The 20,564-nt window shown below is 68.2% G+C and carries 21 protein-coding genes and 1 tRNA gene; 14 read left to right on the forward strand and 8 right to left on the reverse strand.

The window, feature by feature from the left end:
• Window positions 1-5: 5 nt before the first annotated feature.
• Entirely contained in the window at window positions 6-785 is a 780-nt protein-coding gene (locus tag AC1DC5_RS07515) for a M50 family metallopeptidase (protein ID WP_476864716.1), read from the reverse strand.
• Window positions 782-1,168, reverse strand: a complete 387-nt coding sequence (locus AC1DC5_RS07520) for a TraR/DksA family transcriptional regulator (RefSeq protein ID WP_476864717.1) — start codon at window positions 1,166-1,168, stop codon at window positions 782-784. Before AC1DC5_RS07520 ends, AC1DC5_RS07515 begins: the two co-directional genes overlap by 4 nt.
• Before the next feature lie 164 nt (window positions 1,169-1,332).
• Between AC1DC5_RS07520 and AC1DC5_RS07525 the strand changes: the two genes are divergently transcribed.
• Window positions 1,333-1,872 carry a hemerythrin domain-containing protein gene (locus tag AC1DC5_RS07525; RefSeq protein WP_476864718.1) on the forward strand — a complete coding sequence of 180 codons (540 nt, stop codon included), beginning with the start codon at window positions 1,333-1,335 and terminating at the stop codon, window positions 1,870-1,872.
• 9 nt (window positions 1,873-1,881) lie between these two features.
• Entirely contained in the window at window positions 1,882-4,038 is a 2,157-nt protein-coding gene (gene malQ, locus AC1DC5_RS07530; RefSeq protein WP_476864719.1) for a 4-alpha-glucanotransferase, read from the forward strand.
• 66 nt (window positions 4,039-4,104) lie between these two features.
• Here the strand turns inward: malQ and AC1DC5_RS07535 are convergent, their stop codons facing one another.
• Window positions 4,105-4,470, reverse strand: coding sequence for a neutral zinc metallopeptidase (locus tag AC1DC5_RS07535; RefSeq protein WP_476864720.1), 366 nt, complete (start codon window positions 4,468-4,470; stop codon window positions 4,105-4,107).
• A 294-nt stretch (window positions 4,471-4,764) separates the two neighbouring features.
• Between AC1DC5_RS07535 and AC1DC5_RS07540 the strand changes: the two genes are divergently transcribed.
• Window positions 4,765-4,947 carry a hypothetical protein gene (locus AC1DC5_RS07540; protein WP_476864721.1) on the forward strand — a complete coding sequence of 61 codons (183 nt, stop codon included), beginning with the start codon at window positions 4,765-4,767 and terminating at the stop codon, window positions 4,945-4,947.
• 201 nt (window positions 4,948-5,148) lie between these two features.
• Here AC1DC5_RS07540 and AC1DC5_RS07545 read toward each other — a convergent pair whose 3' ends face one another.
• On the reverse strand, window positions 5,149-5,682 hold the full coding sequence (locus AC1DC5_RS07545) for a hypothetical protein (RefSeq protein ID WP_476864722.1): 534 nt from the start codon (window positions 5,680-5,682) through the stop codon (window positions 5,149-5,151).
• Between the two features lie 313 nt (window positions 5,683-5,995).
• Window positions 5,996-6,078 (reverse strand) — tRNA-Leu (locus AC1DC5_RS07550).
• 163 nt (window positions 6,079-6,241) lie between these two features.
• Between AC1DC5_RS07550 and AC1DC5_RS07555 the strand changes: the two genes are divergently transcribed.
• Both AC1DC5_RS07555 and AC1DC5_RS07560 read left to right on the forward strand, forming a co-directional pair.
• Window positions 6,242-7,546: a M20/M25/M40 family metallo-hydrolase gene (locus AC1DC5_RS07555; protein ID WP_476864723.1), complete on the forward strand. Its 1,305-nt coding sequence runs from the start codon at window positions 6,242-6,244 to the stop codon at window positions 7,544-7,546.
• A 19-nt stretch (window positions 7,547-7,565) separates the two neighbouring features.
• Window positions 7,566-8,726 (forward strand): acyl-CoA dehydrogenase family protein, encoded by a 1,161-nt coding sequence (locus AC1DC5_RS07560; RefSeq protein ID WP_476864724.1) that lies wholly within the window; start codon window positions 7,566-7,568, stop codon window positions 8,724-8,726.
• Between the two features lie 22 nt (window positions 8,727-8,748).
• Here the strand turns inward: AC1DC5_RS07560 and AC1DC5_RS07565 are convergent, their stop codons facing one another.
• Window positions 8,749-8,982, reverse strand: coding sequence for a DUF5703 family protein (locus tag AC1DC5_RS07565; protein ID WP_024366712.1), 234 nt, complete (start codon window positions 8,980-8,982; stop codon window positions 8,749-8,751).
• Between the two features lie 39 nt (window positions 8,983-9,021).
• On the opposite strand from AC1DC5_RS07565, the gene AC1DC5_RS07570 reads away from it, so the two are divergent.
• The gene (locus AC1DC5_RS07570) at window positions 9,022-9,288 is read left to right on the forward strand and encodes a hypothetical protein (protein ID WP_224046513.1); all 267 of its coding nucleotides are present in this window, start codon (window positions 9,022-9,024) and stop codon (window positions 9,286-9,288) included.
• A 34-nt stretch (window positions 9,289-9,322) separates the two neighbouring features.
• Here AC1DC5_RS07570 and AC1DC5_RS07575 read toward each other — a convergent pair whose 3' ends face one another.
• Complete coding sequence (locus tag AC1DC5_RS07575) at window positions 9,323-10,258, reverse strand: aldo/keto reductase (RefSeq protein WP_441404098.1); 936 nt, start codon at window positions 10,256-10,258, stop codon at window positions 9,323-9,325.
• Between the two features lie 52 nt (window positions 10,259-10,310).
• On the opposite strand from AC1DC5_RS07575, the gene AC1DC5_RS07580 reads away from it, so the two are divergent.
• Together AC1DC5_RS07580 and mshC are read left to right on the forward strand one after the other, a co-directional pair.
• Window positions 10,311-11,144 (forward strand): undecaprenyl-diphosphate phosphatase, encoded by an 834-nt coding sequence (locus tag AC1DC5_RS07580; protein WP_441404099.1) that lies wholly within the window; start codon window positions 10,311-10,313, stop codon window positions 11,142-11,144.
• Window positions 11,145-11,159: 15 nt separating this feature from the next.
• Window positions 11,160-12,440, forward strand: coding sequence for a cysteine--1-D-myo-inosityl 2-amino-2-deoxy-alpha-D-glucopyranoside ligase (gene mshC, locus AC1DC5_RS07585; protein WP_476864725.1), 1,281 nt, complete (start codon window positions 11,160-11,162; stop codon window positions 12,438-12,440).
• A gap of 24 nt (window positions 12,441-12,464) precedes the next feature.
• On the opposite strand, the gene AC1DC5_RS07590 is transcribed toward mshC, so the two are convergent.
• On the reverse strand, window positions 12,465-13,370 hold the full coding sequence (locus AC1DC5_RS07590) for a PAC2 family protein (protein ID WP_441404101.1): 906 nt from the start codon (window positions 13,368-13,370) through the stop codon (window positions 12,465-12,467).
• Window positions 13,371-13,500: 130 nt separating this feature from the next.
• Here AC1DC5_RS07590 and AC1DC5_RS07595 point away from each other — a divergent pair, with 130 nt between their 5' ends.
• The 6 genes from AC1DC5_RS07595 to AC1DC5_RS07620 all read left to right on the forward strand — a co-directional run bounded on the left by AC1DC5_RS07595 (window position 13,501) and on the right by AC1DC5_RS07620 (window position 20,489).
• Window positions 13,501-14,250, forward strand: a complete 750-nt coding sequence (locus AC1DC5_RS07595) for an HAD family hydrolase (RefSeq protein WP_476864726.1) — start codon at window positions 13,501-13,503, stop codon at window positions 14,248-14,250.
• Window positions 14,243-15,451: a site-2 protease family protein gene (locus AC1DC5_RS07600; protein WP_441404103.1), complete on the forward strand. Its 1,209-nt coding sequence runs from the start codon at window positions 14,243-14,245 to the stop codon at window positions 15,449-15,451. Before AC1DC5_RS07595 ends, AC1DC5_RS07600 begins: the two co-directional genes overlap by 8 nt.
• A gap of 127 nt (window positions 15,452-15,578) precedes the next feature.
• A complete protein-coding gene (locus AC1DC5_RS07605) occupies window positions 15,579-16,652 on the forward strand; it encodes a tRNA (adenine-N1)-methyltransferase (protein ID WP_476864727.1) in 1,074 nt (357 codons plus the stop codon).
• An 82-nt stretch (window positions 16,653-16,734) separates the two neighbouring features.
• Entirely contained in the window at window positions 16,735-18,528 is a 1,794-nt protein-coding gene (arc, locus tag AC1DC5_RS07610; RefSeq protein WP_476864728.1) for a proteasome ATPase, read from the forward strand.
• A gap of 56 nt (window positions 18,529-18,584) precedes the next feature.
• Window positions 18,585-20,195 carry a depupylase/deamidase Dop gene (dop, locus tag AC1DC5_RS07615; protein WP_476864989.1) on the forward strand — a complete coding sequence of 537 codons (1,611 nt, stop codon included), beginning with the start codon at window positions 18,585-18,587 and terminating at the stop codon, window positions 20,193-20,195.
• A gap of 90 nt (window positions 20,196-20,285) precedes the next feature.
• Window positions 20,286-20,489, forward strand: coding sequence for a ubiquitin-like protein Pup (locus tag AC1DC5_RS07620; protein WP_441404106.1), 204 nt, complete (start codon window positions 20,286-20,288; stop codon window positions 20,487-20,489).
• Window positions 20,490-20,564 lie beyond the last annotated feature (75 nt).

Below are 20,564 nucleotides of genomic sequence, written 5' to 3' on the forward strand. Positions count from 1 at the left end.
CCAGCCTATGCCGGAGCGCCGCCGGGTCCCTGCCACGGTGGATGCGGCAGTGTCGCGAAGACCTGCGACAACGGCTGCCAGGCGAACCACCAGGCGGCACCGACGACGGCGGCGAACAGGACGATCCACACGGCCGCGGGGATACGGGTGGCCCGGGACAGCAGGTAGGCGTCCGACGTGGCCAGCCGGTCCCGGCGCCGCAGGTGCACGGTGGCCACCTTGCCGAGGTCCCGTACGGCGGCGACCAGGAGCGCCAGACCGAGCGCGATCATCACATGGCCGTTGAATTCCGGCGGGACGAACAGAACGAGCAGGACGGCGGCAAGGACCGCAGCCGCGGTGATGAGCAGCCCGATGCCGTTGCGGATGAACAGGAACGAGGCCAGCAAGATGAGGGTGCCAACCGACATCGCGGCCGGACCCCAGCCGTTGAAGCCGCTCCAGACCATGGCCGCTCCGACGACGGCGGGCACCGGGTAGCCCCAAAACGTGGACCAGACGGCGGCCAGGGGGCGCCTGCTGTAGGTGGTGGTGGTGCCCGAGTGGTCAAGGCTCAGGCGGATGCCGCCCACGCGCTGCCCGGTCATGAGCGCGGCGAAGGCGTGGCCGAGTTCGTGGGTCACCGTGGCCAGCAGTCCGAAGTAGCGCCAGGTCACCCGCGGCAGGGAGAGCGCGACGGCGAGGAGGATCACCAGGGCGAGTTCGGTGCCGGTGACGTGCGGGACGGGGGCCTGGCTGAATCCGGCGGCTATCCGGTTCCACCAGGTCTCGGCGGCGTTGGTCATCCCGTGACCCGCGCAGGTGGTCCTGCGGGGCCCGAGGGGCCCGCACTGTGCCGGATGCAGTACGGAGTCCACGGCCTGGCCTCCAGCCTGCCCTCCGAGATCTCTTCCCCGCACACGGCGCAGATGCCGTAGGTGCCGGTCTCGATCCGCTCGAGGGCTGCCTCGATTTGGGCCAGGCCGTGGCGGCTCTGGTCCAGCAGGGCCGAGGCCTGGGAGAGCTCAAACGCGATGGTCGCGCCCTCGGGGTCGTGTTCGTCGTCGACGTTCGAGTCCTGCCGGGCTGCGTTCACGGCGGTGATGTCCCGGCGGAGCGCGGGCAGGAGTGCAAGTTTTTTGTGGCGCTCCTCCTGGAGGAGTATCCGGAACCGTTCGACGTCGACCATAGGCTGCAAGGCTAGCGCGGCTGACCCGCCGGCGTCGAAAGCCTGCGCCGCAAAGCGCACGCGGGCCGGGCCGAAAGTCCCCGGCGCCCGGGGGAGTCTCCGCCGTACAGTGGGAAGAGGAGACAGTGGCCAGAACTCTTCGGCCGGGAAAGCCAGGAGGCGTCATGGATCAGCAGGCGGCCAACGCCCTGAACGAGAACACAGACGAGGAAGCGCGGGCCCTGGCCGCGGTGGAGCGGCACCACGCGGACATGCTCAAGCGGCTTGACTCCCTGGCAACCGCACTCACCCACGCCGTGAGGGCCGGCGACACCGTGGCGGAGCACGACGCCCACGAGGTGCTGGTGGAATGGTGCGAGACCGAGCTCGTCCCGCACGCGCTCGCCGAGGAAGGGTCCCTCTACGGCGGTGCCCGGAACCTGCCGGAAGGCACGCTGCTGGTGGACGGGATGCTGGCCGAGCACCAGGCGATCGCGGGCCTCGTTGAGGAACTCCGGGGATCGGCCGGCGTGGACGCCGCCGTGGCGGCAGGCTCCCTGCGGAACATCTTTGCCCTGCACCTGGAGAAGGAGAACAGGTTCCTGCTGCCGTTGATCGCTGCGTCCCCCGGGCTGTCGCTGGCGCGCACAGTGGAGGGCCTGCAGGAACTGGTCGGGGAAACCCACGTTCAGCAGCACGGGACGGCGCATGGGGGCAGCGTCTAGAGTTGCCCCATGGCGGATGGCATGCACCCTGACAGCGCTCCCGACGCAGCCGCATTGCTGAGGGAACTCGCGGCAGCCCACGGCGTGGGAACCTCCTACTGGGGCTGGGACGGCGTCGAACGATCCGTCCCGGAAAGCACCTTGCGCGGCGTCCTCGGCGCGCTGGGCGTCCCGGCCGCGGACACGGACACGATAGAGCGGTCACTGGACGAGGCGCGGCTGGCGCCGTGGCGGCGCCTGCTGCCGCCGGTCGCCGTCGCCCGTGAGGGGCAGGAACTCCTCATCAACGTCCATGTGCCGCACGGAAGCGCCGTCAGCGTATGGATCGCAGCCGAAGACGGCAGCACACACAGGGCAGCGCAGCGGGAGAACTGGGACGCGCCGGTCGAGGTCGACGGCGTCCTCACCGGCCGGGCGACCTTCGCGCTGCCGGGTACGGTGCCGCTCGGCTGGCACACCCTGCTGGCAGACAACGCGGGGACCGTGGCCCGGTGCCCGCTCGTCGTTACACCGCAACGGCTCCACACAACCGAGGCGCTCGCAGGCCGGCGGAACTGGGGCCTGACCGCGCAGCTCTATTCCGTACGGTCCGCCCGGTCCTGGGGCATCGGAGACTTCGCCGACCTCGCGGACCTCGCCACCATGAGCGGGCAGGAGGGCGCCGGATTCCTGCTGGTCAACCCGATGCACGCCGCCGAGCCGCGGCCGCCGGTCGAAGACTCGCCCTACCTGCCCACGACCAGGCGGTTCTTCAACCCCCTCTACCTCCGGGTGGAAGAGATCCCCGAATACGGCTACCTCGGACCGGCCGGCCGGGCCCGGGTGGAGCGGCTCGCCGACCAACAACACTCCGCCAACCACTCCACGGAGCTGCTGGACCGGAACTCCAGCTACGGGGCGAAACTTGCCGCCCTTGAGCTGGTGTTCGGAGTCCCGCGCGACCCCGCCCGCTCCCTCGCTTTTGCGGACTTCTGCCGCGAACAAGGGCAGGGACTCGACGACTTCGCGCTGTGGTGCGCCCTGGCCGAGAAGCTGGCCCCGGACGCCCCGCAATGGGCCGCGGAGGCGGCGACCCCGGACACCGCATACTGCAGGGAACAACGGGCCCTGCTCGCCGGGCGGATCGAATTCCACCGCTGGCTGCAGTGGCTCTGCGACCAGCAGCTTGAGGCCGCCCAGCGCTCGGCCCGGCGGTCGGACATGGAAATCGGAGTCATCCACGACCTTGCGGTCGGCGTTAAGCCGGGCGGCGCGGACGCCTGGACCCTTGCCGGGGTGCTGGCCCGCAACGTCACGGTCGGCGCGCCACCGGACATGTTCAACCAGCAGGGCCAGAACTGGACCCAACCGCCCTGGCACCCGGTTCGGCTCGCCGAGTCAGGGTACGCCGCCTACCGGGACATGCTCCGGACCGTGCTGCGCCATGCCGGCGGGATCCGCGTGGACCACATCCTGGGCCTGTTCCGGCTGTGGTGGATCCCGGAGGGGGCCGGGCCGGGGGAGGGCACCTACGTCTATTACGACCATGAGGCGCTCATCGGCATCCTGGCGCTGGAGGCGCAGCGCGCCGGTGCGGTCGTGATCGGCGAGGATCTGGGGGTGTTTGAGCCGTGGGTCCGGGACTACCTCGCCGAGCGGGGGATCTTCGGCACCTCGATCCTCTGGTTCGAGCACGACGCCGACGGCCCTATTCCGCCGGAGCGGTACCGGCAGCAGTGCCTGACCAGCGTCAACACCCACGACCTGCCCCCGACGGCGGGCTATCTGGCCGGCGAGCACGTCACCCTCCGTGAATCCCTTGGCCTGCTGCGGCGTCCGGTGGAGGAGGAACGCGCCGAGGCCGTGGCGGAGCAGCAGGCGGTGCTCGGCATGCTGCGGGAACGCGGCCTCCTGCCGGAGCCCGGGCACGAAGACGTGCAGGGCACCGTCTTGGCGCTGTACGCCTTCACCACTCTGACACCGTCGTCCCTGCTGGGCGTCGCGCTGGTTGATGCGGTGGGCGAAACCCGGACCCAAAACCAGCCAGGAACCAGCACGGAGTACCCCAACTGGCGCATACCGCTCGCCGGCCCGCGGGGACCGGTGCTGCTCGACGCGCTGCAGGCAGACCAGGGGTTCCGCTCACTGGTCCGCACCATCCGGTCCGCGCTGCCGCCGGAGGCGTAGGAGAGGCACGATCGAGCCTGTGGTCATCATCGTCACGGAGAACAAGGCCGCCGTTGCTCAACCAGGTCATCCGGCGTAAATGGGTGTCTCCGGGAAGAACGAATTGCAACCCGGGAGGTTGTTCGTGTAGCCCTGCATGAAGGCGTTCACCCGGTCCTGGATCGGGCTTCCTGTTTCACCCTCACCCGGGGGCGCAATGCCCGCCAGCATGGCATTGATGCCGCCCAGGTCCCCGGGATACGCGAGGTTGCCGGCCTCTGCCGCGTCGGCCACCCAGGCGCCGGAAATGCAGTCCGCCTGGTTTTCGAGCAGCATGTTCTGCTCTTCGGTCTCCGGCGCCGGGACGTCCCTGATGTTCTGGATGTGGTGCCCCCATTCGTGCGCGTAGCCGACGGCGGGCGCCGCGCCCCCACGCCGTTGTAGAGCTCCCACAGCGCGTCCTGGCCAACGTAGATAGCCTTGTCCTCCGAGCAGTATGAATAGTCCTGGCTGGTGTACTCCTCCGGGGTTCCGTCATCTTTGACGCAGGCGGTCGCGCCGGTAACGCCGGCCGGCACAAAATAGAACGACGCCGGCCGGTTCTCCACCCCGTAGGTCGCGTCGAACAGCGGGGCTGTCACCGCTATCACGTGGCCAACGTAGCTCGGCATGTCGGCAGGGCCGTGGCAGCCTTCCTGCGTCCCCTTCGGGCAGTAGAGCCGGCCCCTGCTCGCGTCGAGTCCCTGGGTGGGCACCGGTGTTGCTGCTTCCAGCGCGTCCGGCGCCGGGCAGGGAGCGAGGGTGGCGTCGGTCGTCACAGTGGTGGGTGTTGCGCTGGCCTGGCCGTCGGGGGAGGCGCTGCCGCCTGTGGCCGGCGTCGATCCGCCCGGCTGGCAGCCGGGCGTGGAACTGCACGAGGTACAAAGCTAGAGCGAGGCGAGCAGGGCGGACACTGCGGCTGGACGGCGGTGCATGGGGTACTCCTAGGTGACTAGTGAGACCACAGGTGCTGCCGGTTCCAATGCGGCGTAGTGACTTCCCCCTCAGGCGACAAGGATAGGTTCGCCCGCAGCCGGTGTCCCCGCTTGAATGCCGGCCGGATGTCATACCGTTCCGGGGGAGCCGGTGCTGCTACCCCGCGGCGAGTTCCCTGACCCAGTCCGGGGTGGCCCGGCCCAGGCGGCGGTCGGTGACGAGGCGGAGCTTAGCGGCTGCGGTTTGTACGCCGTGGTCGCGCGACGCCGCCTCGCGGACGGGGCGGACCGCTTCCCGCGCCCGGGCAGTTGCCGCCGCCGGCGCGAGCGTCAGCGGGTCTGCCCACGCCACCGTGATGATCTCCAGCTCCTCAGGACTGGCCAGTCGGCTGTCGGCCAGGACCGCCAGAACGCCCAGGCCCAGTTCGGCCCGGCGCGGATCTGCGGAGAGGGAACTGTCCAGGGCCCACTGGGCGCGGCTCCACCACTCGCACCGGTTGTCCGCCTCCCGTTGCTGGGACAGGGTTGCCGAATCGGCAATGGCCCGGTGCCTCAAGGTGCGCAGGCTGACAACGGCACCGATGACGGCCGCGAGCAGCACGGCGAGCGGCCCCAGGGCGGCCAAAACCTGCCACCATTCGGCGGGGCCGGTATGGACGAAGACGTCGACGGGATCTGCGGACGGGGTCACGGCACCAGCCTATAGCCCTGCCTGCCGGCACTGGCCGTGGCCGTAGCCGTAGCCGACGGCGGCGTGAATCCCGCGTCGACGGATGCCCCGGGTCGGCCGTGTGCCGTCCGGGGCGCCTTTGGACACGCCTCCGGCGCTTGGGCCCGGTGGCCGCGGCATTTTCGTGTCAATGTGCCCCCGGACCGCAGCCGTCAGAGATGCCCGGCATTTACCCGGGATTTGCCCGACAACAGGGAGGATGCCGCAGGGGCCAAACTCCGGACACACAAAAAAGACCCCGGAATCCATGGGATTCCAGGGCCTTTTCCTGTTGTGCGCGGAGGGGGACTTGAACCCCCACCCCCTTTCGAGGACTAGCACCTCAAGCTAGCGCGTCTGCCATTCCGCCACCCGCGCAGGTGGTATTCGGTGAACCTTTTCGCCTTTCAGCGTTTTGGATTTCTCCGAAGCAGCGAGAAAGACTCTAGCATGAAGTTTCCCGAAACAAATAATCGGGGCCTGATCGGGCATGTGGGTAGGCTGAAGCCAGCAACAGAGCCGACGCCACGAGGAGTGAAACATGACTGATATCAGGCCCGAGGACGAAGTCGTTCGAATCTGCCAGGAACTGATCCGGATCGACACGTCCAACTACGGCGACGGATCCGGCCCGGGGGAGCGGGCGGCTGCCGAATACACCGCGGGGCTGATGACGGAAGTGGGGCTGGACGCGGAGATCTTCGAGTCCGCCCCGGGCCGCGCCAGCGTGGTGACCAGGCTCGCCGGCGAGGACCCGTCCGCCAGCGCCCTGGTGGTCCACGGGCACCTGGACGTTGTCCCCGCGCTCCGCGATCAATGGTCGGTGGATCCCTTTGGCGCCGAACTCAAGGACGGCATGATCTGGGGCCGCGGCGCCGTGGACATGAAGGACATGGACGCCATGATCCTTGCCGTCCTGCGGAATTTTGCCCGGACCGGCCGCAAACCCAAACGGGACCTGATCTTCGCGTTCTTCGCCGACGAGGAGGCCGGCGGCACCTACGGCGCCCGCTACGCCATCGAGAAGCGGCCAGAACTTTTTGACGGAGCCACCGAGGCCATCTCCGAAGTCGGCGGCTTCTCCGCCACCATCGGCGGCCAGCGCACCTACCTGCTCCAGACCGCCGAGAAGGGCCTGTCCTGGCTCCGCCTGGTCGCCCACGGCCGCGCGGGCCACGGCTCCCAGATCAACACGGACAACGCCGTCACCAGGCTGGCCAGCGCCGTGTCCCGCATCGGGGAATACCGGTGGCCGGTGGAACTGACCCCCACCACCAGGCAGTTCCTCGACGGCGTGACGGAACTCACCGGCGTCGAGTTCGATCCGGACGATCCGGACAAGATCCTCAAGGAACTCGGCACCGTGGCCCGCTTCGTCGGCGCCACCCTGCAGAACACCACCAACCCGACCCTGCTCAAGGGCGGCTACAAGCACAATGTGATCCCGGAGTCGGCCGAGGCCCTCATCGACTGCCGCACCCTGCCCGGCCAGGAGGAGCACGTCCTCGAAAAGGTCCGCGAACTCGCCGGCAAGGGCGTGGATGTGAGCTACGTGCACAACGACGTCTCGCTGGAGGTCCCGTTCGCGGGGAACCTGGTGGACTCCATGATCGACGCGCTCCACGCCGAGGACCCGGGAGCCAAAGTCCTGCCCTACACACTCTCCGGCGGCACGGACAACAAGTCCCTGAGCCGGCTGGGCATCACAGGCTACGGCTTCGCCCCGCTCCAGCTCCCGGACGAGCTGGACTTCACCGGGATGTTCCACGGGGTGGACGAACGCGTCCCCACCGAATCCCTGAAATTCGGCGCCCGCGTGCTGGATACCCTGCTCACCAACTACTGAGCCCTGAGAGACACCGCCGATGCGCCCTGAAGACGTCCTGCCCGAATCCCTCCTCGAACGGATCCGCGGCCGCGCCGCCGGCTACGACCGCGACAACGCCTTCTTCCACGAAGATCTGGAGGAGCTGGCTGCGGCCGGCTACCTCAAGATTTTTGTCCCGGCGTCCGACGGCGGACTCGGGCTCGGGCTGTCAGCGGCGGCGCAGCTGCAGCGGAGGCTGGCGACGGCGGCCCCGGCCACCGCACTGGCCGTCAACATGCACCTCGTGTGGACCGGCGTCGCGCACGTCCTGGCCGCCCGCGGTGACTCCTCGCTGGATTTCGTCCTCAAGGAGGCCGCGCAGGGAGAGATCTTCGCGTTCGGCAACTCGGAGGCGGGGAACGACTCGGTACTCTTCGACTCCCGCACCTCCGCGGTCCCGCAGTCCGGCGGCGGCTACTCCTTCACCGGCCGCAAGATCTTCACGAGCCTCTCGCCGGCATGGACCCGGTTGGGGATTTTCGGCAAGGACACCTCGGCGGCGGACGGCGAGGGACAGTTGGTCCACGGCTTCATCACCAGGGACACCCCCGGCTACGAAATCCTGGCCGACTGGGACACGCTCGGCATGCGGGCCAGCCAGTCCAACACGACGGTACTGGACGGTGCGGTGGTGCCGGCGGAAAGGATCTTCCGGAAACTCCCGGTGGGCCCGAATGCGGACCCGCTGATCTTCGCCATCTTCGCGTGCTTCGAGACGCTGCTGGCCGCCGTGTACACGGGCCTCGGCGAACGGGCCCTTGACCTGGCGGTCGACGCGGTGAAGCGGCGGACGTCGTTCAAGAACGGCGGGCGCAGCTACGCCCAGGATCCGGACATCCGCTSGAAGGTCGCGGACGCCGCGATGGCGATGGACGCGCTGTACCCCCAGCTGTCCGGCGTCGCCGCGGACGTGGACGCGCTGGCCGAGCATGGCAGCCAGTGGTTCCCCAAACTGGTCGGAGTGAAAGTCAGTGCCACGGAGACGGCCCGGACGGTCGTTGACCTGGCGGTCAGGGTCTCCGGGGGATCGAGCTACTTCCGCGGTTCCGAGCTGGAACGGCTGTACCGCGACGTGCTGGCGGGAATGTTCCACCCCTCAGACGACGAATCGGCGCACAACACGGTGGCCAACGCCTGGCTGGGACCGCTCGAACCCTAGACGGTCCGCTGGCCGCCACGCCCTAGACGGTCCTTTGGACCTGCGTCACCCGGCGGCGCAGCCAGAAACGGCGGCCCCCGCCCAAATACAGCACGCTGCGCTCAAGTTCCCACTTGCCGTACTCGGAGTGCTCGACCAGGCGGCGGCGCGCTTCAGGAAGGGAATCCTCAGGACTGACCGTCAGTACGAGGTACTCGTACTGCCTCACATAGTCCCGTTCCCGCCGGACCGAGCTGCTGAGAAAATGTTCCTTCATTGCTCTCCATTTTCTTCCTTTTCCGGCTAACGTGAAGTCATGAGCATCGATCCGCGTGTCGCGCTTCAATCCCTGACGGCTGCCCTGGAAGAACACCTCGCTGCTGCGTCGGCACGCCGGGGAGATGGGGATCCCGCGGTCGAGGCAGCGTTTTTTGCCGTTGCTGATGCCTTTGAAGTCTACGACGATTCGCTCTACGAAGCGTATGGCGAAGTGACGCCCCTCGAGGTGATCGATGACGACAGCGATGAGGACGAGGAAGAAGACGTCGACGACGAGGAAGACCTCGAAATTCTCCAGGACTAGATCCGGCCGATAGCCAGGGCACTGACCATTCCGCTCAGGCGGGGTTCGACACGTCCTCCAGCGCCTGGGCGATCTGCGGCGGCAGCGGTGCCAGGGTCGAATCCAGGATCTCCTTGAGCTGCACGGGCGTGCGGGCGCCCACGATCGCAGTCGCGACGCCGGGCTGGGACAGCAGCCAGCTCAGCGAGACGTCCAGGGACGTCCGGCCCAGACCCTTCGCCGCCATGGCCACGGCCTCCACCACACTGGACGCGGCACCCTCCAGGTACGGCTCCACGTAGCCGGCCAGCCGCGTACTGGCCGCCCGCGAATCCGCGGGAATGTTGCCGCGGTACTTGCCGCTCAGCACGCCGCGCCCCACCGGGCCCCACGCCATCAGGCCCAGTCCGGCGTCTTCGACGGCTGGAATGAGTTCAGCTTCGGGGGAGCGGTGGAGGAGGGAGTACTCCGACTGGTTCGCGATCAGCGGGAAGCCGGCCACTGCGGCGGCCTTCGCCGTCTGCCAGCCGTTGAAGTTGGACACGCCGGCGTAGCGGGCGCGGCCCGAACGCACTGCATATTCAAGCGCGGACAAGGTCTCTTCCAGCGGAACGTTGGGGTCCCAGGCGTGGGCGAACCAGAGGTCCACATAGTCGGTACCCAGCCGGGCCAGGCTCGCGTCCAGGCCGGAGAGCATCCCGTTCCGTGAGGTGTCGACCCCGCGCCGGCCATCCGAAAACGAAAGTCCGGCTTTGGTGGAGATGACCACTTCGGAGCGGGCCACGACGTCGCCCAGCATCCCGCCCAGCATCGCTTCGGCCTGGCCGTCGCTGTAGGAAGCAGCGGTGTCGATCAGGGTCCCGCCGCCGTCGACAAAGGTGCGGAGCAGGGCCGAGGCATCCTGCTCATCGGTTTCCCGGGCCCAGGACATGGTGCCGAGGGAAAGGGAGGACACACGCAACCCACTGTTGCCGACATAACGCTGCTGCATGTCAGCAAGCTTACGGGGATTCGGAATGTTTCATGACGTAGGGTCTATATACGTGAACTGGTTTGAAGCGGCCTTTTTGGGCCTTGTGCAGGGGCTGACCGAATTCCTCCCGATTTCCTCGAGCGCCCATCTGCGGATTGTGGGCTCGTTCCTCCCGAACGCCGCGGACCCCGGCGCGGCGTTTACCGCCATCACCCAGCTGGGCACGGAAACCGCCGTCGTGGTTTATTTCTGGCGCGACATTGTGCGGATCGTCAAAGCCTGGGCCGGATCCCTGACCGGCAAAGTCTCCCGGCAGGACCCCGACGCCCGGATGGGCTGGCTGGTGATCCTGGGCAGCCTGCCGATCATCGTCCTCGGGCTGCTGTTCCAGGACCAGATCGAGTCCGTGCTCCGCAGCCTCTGGATCGTCGCCACCATGCTGATTGTCTTCGGCATGATCCTCGCCGTCGCCGACGCCGTCGGACGCCAGGACCGCGACCTGACCCAGCTGACCTATAAGCACGGCATCCTGTACGGCCTGGCGCAGGCCCTGGCCCTGATCCCGGGCGTGTCCCGCTCCGGCGGCACCATCACCGCGGGCCTGCTGATGGGCTACACCCGTGAGGCGGCGGCCCGCTACTCCTTCCTGCTGGCCATCCCGGCCGTGTTCGGCAGTGGGCTGTACCAGCTCTACAAAGTGGTCTCCAAGGACGGCATCACCGGGCCCTACAGCCTCCCGGAAACAGCCCTCGCCACGGCCGTCGCCTTCGTTGTGGGGTACATCATCATCGGCTGGTTCCTGAAGTACGTCTCGACCCACAGCTACCGGCTTTTCGTCTGGTACCGGATCCTGCTCGGCCTGGCCCTGTACCTGCTGCTCGGTTTCAACGTCATCAGCGCCTAGCACTAGGCTTGGTCTGTGAAGTCTTGGATCTCCCGCCCCGTTCCCCAGCTCCCGGGCAGCATGCCTGCCCTCCGCCTCTTCGACACCGCCAAAGGCAGTGTTGTTACCCTCGGCGCAGCCGGCGAACAGTCCATGTATGTCTGCGGAATCACCCCGTATGACGCCACCCACATGGGCCACGCGGCCAGCTATGTCGCGTTCGACCTGCTCAACCGTGCCTGGCGGGACGGCCGGCAGACGGTCTCCTACGTGCAGAACGTCACCGACGTCGACGACCCCCTGCTGGAGCGCGCGACGGCGACCGGCGTGGACTGGCGTGACCTCGCCGCCAGCCAGATAGAACTTTTCCAGACGGACATGGCAGCCCTCAATGTGCTGGCCCCGGACCGGTACGTGGGCGCCGTGGAGGCCATCCCGCTGATCGTGCCGGCCATCGAACAGCTGCTGCAGCGGGGTCTGGCCTACCGGGTGGCCGGCGGCGCCGGCGAGCCTGACGGGGACGTCTATTACGACGTCGAAGCCGCCGGCAAGCACTCTGCCGAGGCCACGGATGCCTGGACGCTCGGCGCCGTCTCCGGATTGTCCGACGCCGAGATGCTGGAACTCTTTGCCGAACGCGGCGGCGATCCCGGCCGTGCCGGCAAACGCCAGGCGCTGGACCCGTTGCTCTGGCGCGTGGCCCGCGACGGCGAACCCAGCTGGCCCGGCGGAGAACTGGGGGAGGGCAGGCCCGGCTGGCACATCGAGTGCACGGTCATCGCCCAGAAGTACCTCCCCGCCCCGTTCACGGTGCAGGGCGGCGGCTCGGACCTGATCTTCCCGCACCACGAGATGGGCGCCGGGCATGCCTACTCGCTGTCCGGTGTGCCGCTGGCACAACACTTCGCGCACGCCGGCATGGTGGGCCTCGACGGGGAAAAGATGAGCAAGTCCAAGGGAAACCTGGTCCTCGTTTCCAAGCTCCGCTCCGCCGGCGAGGAACCCGCCGCAATCCGGTTGGCCATCCTGGCCCACCACTACCGCAGCGACTGGTCCTGGACCGATGCCGGGTTCGCCGCCGCCAAGGAGCGGCTCCGCACCTGGCGGGAGGCCCTCGCCGCTGCGCCCGCCGGCTCGGCCGCCGGGCTGGTGTCCCGGATGCGGGCCGAACTGTCGAATGACCTGAACGCCCCGGGGGCCGTCGCCGCCGTGGATGCCTGGGCACGTGCCTCCCTCGCAGCCGGCCAGGAGGCGTCGCCGTCGGACGCGTCACTGGTGAGCGACGCCGTCGACGCGCTGCTCGGCGTCGAACTCTAGGAGCGGAAGCCCCGGCGCCGAATGCTAGGGCTTGTCCTTGCCGCGGCGCTTGAGGTAACGCTCGAACTCCCGGGCGATTGACTCGCCGCTGGCCTCCGGGAGGTCGGCGGTGTCCTTCGCTTCCTCCAGCTGGCGCACATACGCTGCGATCTCGGGGTCTTCGGTGGCGAGTTCATCGACGCCGCGCTCCCACGCGTCGGACTCCTCGACGAGTTCCTGGGTGTCGAGCGGGACCTGCAGCAGCTCCTCGATCCGGTGCAGCAGCGCGAGCTGCGCCTTGGGGGAGGGCGCCTGCGCCACGTAATGCGGCACGGCGGCCCACAGCGAGACGGTCGGCAGCCCGGCCAGCAGCGCGACCTCCGCGAGGACCCCGACGATCCCCACCGGCCCCTCGTACTGCGAGGCCTCGAGGTCCATCCGCTCCCTCAGCGCAGGGTCATCGGTGGAGGCACTCACCGGAATCGGCCGGCTGTGCGGCACATCGGCCAGGAGGGCGCCGACGAGGATCACGTAGTCCACGTGGAGCGCCTCGGCATGAACCAGCAGTTCGGCGGTATACGCACGCCACTTGTAGGACGGCTCCGTACCCTGGACGAAGATGACGTCCACGTTGGACTCGGGAACACTCGCCTTGAAGATCCGGGTCGAGGGCCACTTGATTTTCCGCTCACCCGACGCCGTGCGGCGGATCGTGGGCCGGGTGAACTGGAAGTCGTAGTATTCGTCGGCGTCGATCGAACCGGCTTTCTTGCCGCCCCAGAGCTTGTTGAGGTAGCGCAAGGCATCGCTCGCAGCCTCCCCGGCGTCGTTCCAGCCTTCGAAGGCCGCGAGCAGCACCGTGATGCGCTGTCCCTCGGGTACGGGCTGCAGCAGCCGTTCCGGCTCGGGCACGTCTCCCGTTTCCGTGGGGTCTACCTCGAAGCTATTCATCTCTTCACCCTACGTCCAAGGACCCGGAGCACGCATGGAATGAAGCGCCGGGAATCGCCGTCGGGCGGCCGATATTCGCCGTAGGCGTAGTATCCGGCCCCTGACAGCACAGCGCCGTAGACTGGAAAACATGCAATCCTCAGCTTCCCAGCCCCTCCTCAAAGCCGCGCTCTGGGACATGGATGGCACCATTGTCGACACCGAGCCGTACTGGATCCAAGCGGAACACGCCCTGGTCACCGCGCACGGCGGGCAGTGGTCCCACGAGAAGGCCATGCAGCTGGTGGGCCAGTCCCTCGTCTTCTCCGCGGGGATCCTGCAGGAAGCCGGCGTCGCGCTGGAGCGCCGGGAAATCATCGACATCCTGACGGCCGAAGTCATCCGCCAGGTCCGCACCTCCGTGCCGTGGCGGCCGGGCGCCCGCGAACTGCTGGAAGAACTCCACACCGCGGGCATCCGCTGCGTCCTTGTGACCATGTCCGAGGCCCCGCTGGCCCGGGAGATCGTGGCCAGCCTGCCCAGGCCCTACTTCGAGTTCCTGGTCACCGGCGACACTGTCACGCAGGGCAAGCCGCATCCCGAGGCCTACCTCACGGCGGTCGGACTGCTGCAGGAGCAGGACCCTGAACTCGGCCTGCACCACTGCATCGCGCTGGAGGACTCCAAGCCGGGCGTGGCCGCCGCCGTCGCCTCCGGGGTGCCGACCGTCGCCATTCCCCACATCGCACCGTTGCCGCACGATCCCCGCCATGCCATGTGGGACACCCTGGAAGGGCGTACTGTGGCCGACCTCGAAGAGCTCGTCGCCCTGCGCCACGAGTTCCCGGAAGCCACCTTCGGCCTGGCCCGCGGCTCCGCGCCGGAGGCGGTCCATGACTGACACCGACACCCAGGGCCGCAGCGGCCAGAACCCCCGGAAACAGGGCCGCAAGGAGGGGATCCCGCTGGGCCGCATTGCCGGCATCCCTGTGATCCTCGCCTACTCGTGGTTCATCATTGCGGCGTTCACGGTGATCGCGTTCGGGCCTGTCCTGCAGAACGACTATCCCCGCCTCGGCGTCACCGCTTTTTTCGTCGCTTTCGCATACGCGCTGCTGCTGCTGGTTTCTGTCCTCGTGCATGAGCTCGCGCACGCCCTGACCGCCAAGCTGTTCCACTGGCCCACGGAGAAAATTGTCCTCAACCTCTGGGGCGGCCACACCGAGTTCCAGAGCTTCACGGCCTCGCCTGGCCGCTCCGTCCTGGTGGCGATGGCGGGGCCGGCCGCGAATTTCGTCCTTGCCGGCGCAGGCTGGCTCCTGCTGACCGCCGGCGACCTCACCGGGGTACCCGGAATCCTGACCAATATCTTTGTCTGGGCCAACCTGCTGATCGGCATCTTCAACGTCCTCCCGGGGCTGCCGCTGGACGGCGGCCGTCTCGTCGAATCAGCCGTCTGGAAGTTGACCGGAAGCCAGGAAAAGGGCACCGTGGCTGCCGGCTGGGGCGGCCGCATCATCGTGATCGCCCTCGTGGCCTGGTTCGTGGCCCTGCCGCTGCTCAGTGGCGGCGAGCCGGACCTGTTCATGGCGCTCATCACCCTCCTTGTATGCAGCTTCCTCTGGATGGGCGCCAGCGCCTCAATCCAGCAGGCCCGTTTGCGGGGCCGGCTGCCGGGCGTGGAAGCCGGCGCCCTCGCTGAGCCCGCAGTGGGCCTCCCGGAGTCGGCCACCGTGGCCGATGTGCTGGCGCTGGCACCGGATCCTGCCACCGGGACGGCTCCCGCCGTCGTGCTGTACCGCCATGACGGACGTCCGTCTGCAGTGGTCGACGCCGGTGCCCTCGCCACGGTTCCCGCGGCCGCCACCGCCGCCACACCCCTCACGGCCGTGTCCTACGCCCTCGGTGCGGGAGCCTACGTGCCCGAGTGGTCCAAGGGACAGGAACTGATCCAGTACCTGTCGCAGCTCGAGGGCATGGAGTACGCCGTCGTCGACCGGGACGGAACCGTCACCGGCCTGCTCCGGCAATCCGCCGTCCTGGGCGCCCTCACGGGCAAGGGCGACGGCGCCGGCAAGCGGATGTACGGCCAAAGCCGGTAGAGTTACCTGCCGGTCGTGTATTTCCGGCCTTGCATTTCCCATCAGGGGTTCAAGCCCCGGGCACGAGCCGCTGGCACGCCGGCACCATCCGCGGCCACACAGCTTTACAGGAGCGAGGAACATTTTCATGAGCAGCGACACCGCCGCAGGCACCAGCCCGGACGACACCGGAACAGCCGGCCGCGCAGCAACGATTGCTACCGCCGCCCCGGTCGGCGCCGCGCGCCGCCGCGGACCCTTCCGGGAAGGCGAGCGCGTGCAGCTCACCGACGAGCGCGGCCGCATGAACACGATCAGCCTCGAAGCCGGCGGCGCGTTCCACACGCACCGCGGCTTCCTGAATCACGACGAAATCATCGGCAAGCCGGACGGCTCCGTGGTGGTCAACAACGTCGGGCAGCAGTACCAGACGCTGCGGCCCCTGCTCTCGGACTTCGTCCTCTCGATGCCCCGCGGCGCAGCCGTCGTCTACCCCAAGGATGCCGGCCAGATCGTCACCATGGCGGACATCTTCCCCGGCGCACGCGTCGTGGAAGCGGGCGTCGGCTCCGGCGCCCTGTCCATCTCGCTGCTCCGCGCGGTCGGGGACAACGGTTACCTGCACTCCTTCGAACGTCGGGAGGAATTCGCCGACATCGCCCGCGGCAACGTCGAGACGATCTTCGGCGGCCCGCACCCGGCCTGGCAGATCTCCCTCGGCGATTTCCAGGAGGAAGTGGTCCGCACCGAAGAGCCCGGCTCCGTGGACCGCGTGGTGCTGGACATGCTGGCCCCGTGGGAATGCCTCGACGCCGTCGCCACCGTGCTGGCACCGGGCGGCGTGTGGATCAACTATGTCGCCACCGTGACGCAGCTGTCCCGGACCGCGGAGGCCATCCGCGCCGACGGCCGCTTCACCGAACCCGACGCCTGGGAATCCATGGTCCGCGGCTGGCACCTCGAGGGCCTGGCAGTCCGCCCGGACCACCGGATGGTCGCCCACACCGGCTTCCTGCTGGTCACCCGGCGGCTGGCCGACGGCGTCACGGGCATCTCCGTGAAGCGCCGGCCCTCCAAGACCGACTTCAACGAAGCGGACGTCAACGCCTGGACGCCCGGGGCTGTGGGGGAGCGCGCCGTCTCGGACAAGAAGCTGCGCCGGGCCGCCCGGGACGCCATCGCCGGAACCAACGTCAAGGACGATCCGGATATTACGAAGTAGTCCGTATTTCGGAAGACTCCAGCGGCACCCGGCTTCTTGGGGCTAATGTCTTAATAGAAGCGTAGGAAGGGGCTGATGCACGATGGAGACTCCGAACACCGATCCGGGCCTGACACCGGCAGAGGACGCGGCAGCAGCCGCGGGACAAACGCACGCCGACGCTGACCGCTACGGCGCCGGCGAACTGTCCGTGGCCGAGCGGCAGGTCAATATCCTCCGGGACAAACTCCGGCATATTGACCGCCAGCTCGCCGCCGCCACGCAGAACAACTCCAAGCTCGTGACCATGCTGGAGGCTGCCAAGCAGGAAATCCTTCGGCTGAAGAACGCCCTCGACCAGGAGGGCCAGCCGCCGTACAGCTTCGGCACGGTGCTGCAGCTGAACCCGAAACGCCACCCCGCTGCCGGCAACGGCGGCCAGGCCGCCACCGAAGAGTCCGTGGACATCTTCAACGCCGGCCGCAAGATGCGCGTGGGCATCAGCCCGCTGGTCAACATGAACCAGCTGGCTGTCGGCCAGGAGGTTCTCCTCAACGAGGCCCTCCTGGTGGTCGCCGGGCTGGGCTACGAGCGGGCCGGGGACCTGGTGACGCTCAAGGAACTGCTCGGCGCGGACCGTGCCCTGGTGGTCGGCCGCGCGGACGAGGAACGGGTTATCCGTCTCTCCGGGCCCCTGCTTGCGCAGAAGCTCCGCGTCGGCGACGCCCTCTCGATCGATTCCCGCACCGGTTACGCCCTCGAGAAGATCCCGCGTTCCGAGGTCGAGAACCTGGTCCTCGAAGAAGTGCCGGACATCACCTACCAGGACATCGGCGGGCTGGGACCGCAGATCGAACAGATCCGCGACGCAGTGGAACTGCCGTTCCTGCACCCGGACCTCTACCGTGAACACGGCCTCAAGGCACCCAAGGGAATCCTGCTCTACGGCCCCCCGGGCTGCGGAAAGACGCTGATTGCCAAGGCCGTCGCCAATTCGCTCGCGGCCCGGGCCGCCGAGCGCACCGGCAAGACGGACATGAAGAGCTACTTCCTGAACATCAAGGGCCCCGAGCTGCTGGACAAGTACGTCGGAGAGACCGAACGGCACATCCGGCTGATCTTCGCCCGCGCCCGCGAAAAGGCCTCCGAGGGCAGCCCCGTGGTGGTGTTCTTCGATGAAATGGACTCGCTGTTCCGCACCCGCGGCACCGGCATCTCCTCCGACGTCGAAACGACCATCGTCCCGCAGCTGCTCAGCGAGATCGACGGCGTCGAAAGGCTCGACAACGTGATCGTGATCGGCGCATCGAACCGCGAGGACATGATCGACCCCGCCATCCTGCGGCCGGGCCGGCTGGACGTCAAGGTCAAGATCCACCGCCCCGATGCGGAGGCCGCGGCCGACATTTTCAACAAGTACATCACCGCCGACCTGCCGTTCCACGAGTCCGATCTCGCCGAGCACCACGGCGATGTCCAGGCCACCGTGGATGCGATGGTCCAGCGCACCGTCGAGGCCATGTACTCCACCGAGAAGTCCAACGAATACCTCGAGGTCACGTACGCCAACGGCGACACCGAAATGCTCTACTTCAAGGACTTCAACTCCGGTGCCGTGGTGCAGAATGTCGTGGACCGGGCCAAGAAGTACGCCATCAAGGACCTGCTCACCGTGGGCCAGAAGGGCATCCGGATCGACCACCTGCTGCGCGCCGTCGTCGACGAGTTCCGCGAGCATGAGGACATGCCCAACACCACCAACCCGGACGACTGGGCACGGATCTCGGGCAAGAAGGGCGAACGCATCACCTACATCCGGACCATCGTCCAGGGCAAGGCGGGGCAGGAACCCGGCAAGTCCATCGAGACGATGCCGACCACGGGCCAGTACCTGTGACGGCAGTTCCCGGCCGGCCGGCCGCCGATTCCGGCGGGCTGCCGGCCGGCGGAGCCATGCGGGTGATGGGGTCGGAGACCGAATACGGCATCCACGCACCCTCCGCCCCCGGGGCCAACGCCACCATGATGTCCGCCCGGGTGATCCAGGCCTACGCCCAGGTGACACGGCAGCGCGCCGCCGGCGGCGCCGAAACCCGCTGGGACTACACGGACGAGGAACCGCTGCACGATGCGCGGGGCTGGACGCTGGAGCGCAGCAAGGCCGACCCCGACCAGCTGACCGACCAGCCTCCCGTCCTCGACGCCGAGGCTGTCGCCCTCGCCTACGGGCGGCAGGAACTGGAAGCCGACGGCGAGGACGAATCCGGTACGCTCCTGATGAACATGGTCCTCGGCAACGGCGCCCGGTTGTACGTCGACCATGCCCATCCCGAATACTCCAGCCCGGAAGTGACCAACCCGCGCGACGCCGTCGCCTGGGACGCGGCCGGAGACCTCGTGGCCCTGGCGGCGGTGCGCCGGCTGGCGGGGGACCCTGAACTGCCCCCGGTCAATCTGTACAAGAACAACACCGACAACAAGTCGGTGTCCTACGGCTCCCACGAGAACTACCTCATGCCCCGCAATGTGCCGTTCGGGGACATCGTGCGCGGCCTCACACCCTTCTTTGTCACCCGCCAGATCATCTGCGGGGCCGGCCGGGTCGGCATGAAGCAGGACGGCTCCCGGCCCGGCTACCAGATCAGCCAGCGGGCGGACTTTTTCGAGACCGAGGTGGGCCTTGAGACCACCATCCGCCGCCCCATCATCAACACCCGCGACGAACCCCACGCGACGGCGGACAAGTACCGGCGGCTGCACGTCATCATCGGGGACGCCAACCTCAGCCAGGCCTCCAACTACCTCAAATTCGGCACCACCGCGATGGTGTTGAGCCTGATCGAGGCCGGCCTTGCGCCCCGGCTCGAAGTCCATGAGCCGGTGGCCGCGCTGCAGGCCGTCAGCCATGACACCTCACTCACGGCCACCTTCCGGCTGCTCGACGGGCGGCGGATCACCGCCCTGGACCTGCAGTGGATCTACTACGAAGCGGCCGCGAAGCACGCCCAGGACACCGGCGTCGCCGACGCCGTGGACGGGGACGGCCACACCCACCAGGTGCTGGAACGCTGGCAGGCGACGCTGACGGAGCTGGGCAGCGACCGGGCGGCAGCGGCGTCCTCCGTGGAGTGGCTGGCTAAGCTCTCGCTGCTGGACGGCTACCGGGAACGCGACGGACTCGACTGGGGCCACGCACGGCTGGGCCTCGTTGACCTGCAGTGGGCGGACATCCGGCCCGAAAAGGGACTCTATTACCGGCTGCTGGCACGTGAACGCATGCAACGGCTCGTCGACGACGGCGTGATCCAGCGGGCGGTCACCGAACCGCCGTCGGACACGCGGGCGTTCTTCCGGGGCCGCTGCGTCAGCCGCTTCGGGGCCGACGTTGTCGGCGCCAGCTGGGATTCGGTGATCTTCGATGTGCCCGGCCGCGGCAGGCTTCAGCGGGTCCCCACCCGGGAACCGCTGCGCGGAACCGAGGCCCTCACCGGGGGTCTCTTCGCCCGTCACCGCGAAGCCGGACCGTTCCTTTCCGAACTGCTGGGACTCCCACCGGGTTCCTAGGGACAAAGAGTCCCGCAGCGGCCCCGGGCGTGGCAATATGGCTTACAGGATGTCCCTCGCGCAGACGGGACGGACAGAAGGAGAAAACAAATGGCAGGCCAGGAGCAACAGCAGCCGCAGCCGCGGGACACCGAGGTCGACGAGGACATCCCCGCCGCCCCGCCGGCCCCGGCGGAGGGACAGGCATCGGCCGCCACCCAGGGCGTCGACGATCTGCTCGATGAGATCGACGGTGTGCTGGAGTCCAACGCCGAAGAGTTCGTCCGGGCGTTCGTCCAAAAGGGCGGCCAGTAGGCCGGCCGGACCACGGCGGCCCAGGGGTTGCGCCGACACGGGGCTGAGTGCCGGAAGTCGTTGATTCACTACGTT

The organism is Arthrobacter sp. 10L424 (assembly GCF_056395325.1).

Coding starts and splice junctions, on each gene's coding strand:
- AC1DC5_RS07515 (WP_476864716.1), bottom strand. CDS start 785: ATGACCAACGCCGCCGAGACCTGGTGGAACCGGATAGCCGCCGGATTC.
- AC1DC5_RS07565 (WP_024366712.1), bottom strand. CDS start 8,982: ATGAAGGAACATTTTCTCAGCAGCTCGGTCCGGCGGGAACGGGACTAT.
- AC1DC5_RS07595 (WP_476864726.1), top strand. CDS start 13,501: ATGCAATCCTCAGCTTCCCAGCCCCTCCTCAAAGCCGCGCTCTGGGAC.
- AC1DC5_RS07600 (WP_441404103.1), top strand. CDS start 14,243: ATGACTGACACCGACACCCAGGGCCGCAGCGGCCAGAACCCCCGGAAA.
- AC1DC5_RS07520 (WP_476864717.1), bottom strand. CDS start 1,168: ATGGTCGACGTCGAACGGTTCCGGATACTCCTCCAGGAGGAGCGCCAC.
- malQ (WP_476864719.1), top strand. CDS start 1,882: ATGGCGGATGGCATGCACCCTGACAGCGCTCCCGACGCAGCCGCATTG.
- AC1DC5_RS07620 (WP_441404106.1), top strand. CDS start 20,286: ATGGCAGGCCAGGAGCAACAGCAGCCGCAGCCGCGGGACACCGAGGTC.
- AC1DC5_RS07575 (WP_441404098.1), bottom strand. CDS start 10,258: ATGCAGCAGCGTTATGTCGGCAACAGTGGGTTGCGTGTGTCCTCCCTT.
- AC1DC5_RS07590 (WP_441404101.1), bottom strand. CDS start 13,370: ATGAATAGCTTCGAGGTAGACCCCACGGAAACGGGAGACGTGCCCGAG.
- AC1DC5_RS07525 (WP_476864718.1), top strand. CDS start 1,333: ATGGATCAGCAGGCGGCCAACGCCCTGAACGAGAACACAGACGAGGAA.
- arc (WP_476864728.1), top strand. CDS start 16,735: ATGGAGACTCCGAACACCGATCCGGGCCTGACACCGGCAGAGGACGCG.
- AC1DC5_RS07570 (WP_224046513.1), top strand. CDS start 9,022: ATGAGCATCGATCCGCGTGTCGCGCTTCAATCCCTGACGGCTGCCCTG.
- AC1DC5_RS07555 (WP_476864723.1), top strand. CDS start 6,242: ATGACTGATATCAGGCCCGAGGACGAAGTCGTTCGAATCTGCCAGGAA.
- AC1DC5_RS07605 (WP_476864727.1), top strand. CDS start 15,579: ATGAGCAGCGACACCGCCGCAGGCACCAGCCCGGACGACACCGGAACA.
- dop (WP_476864989.1), top strand. CDS start 18,585: ATGCGGGTGATGGGGTCGGAGACCGAATACGGCATCCACGCACCCTCC.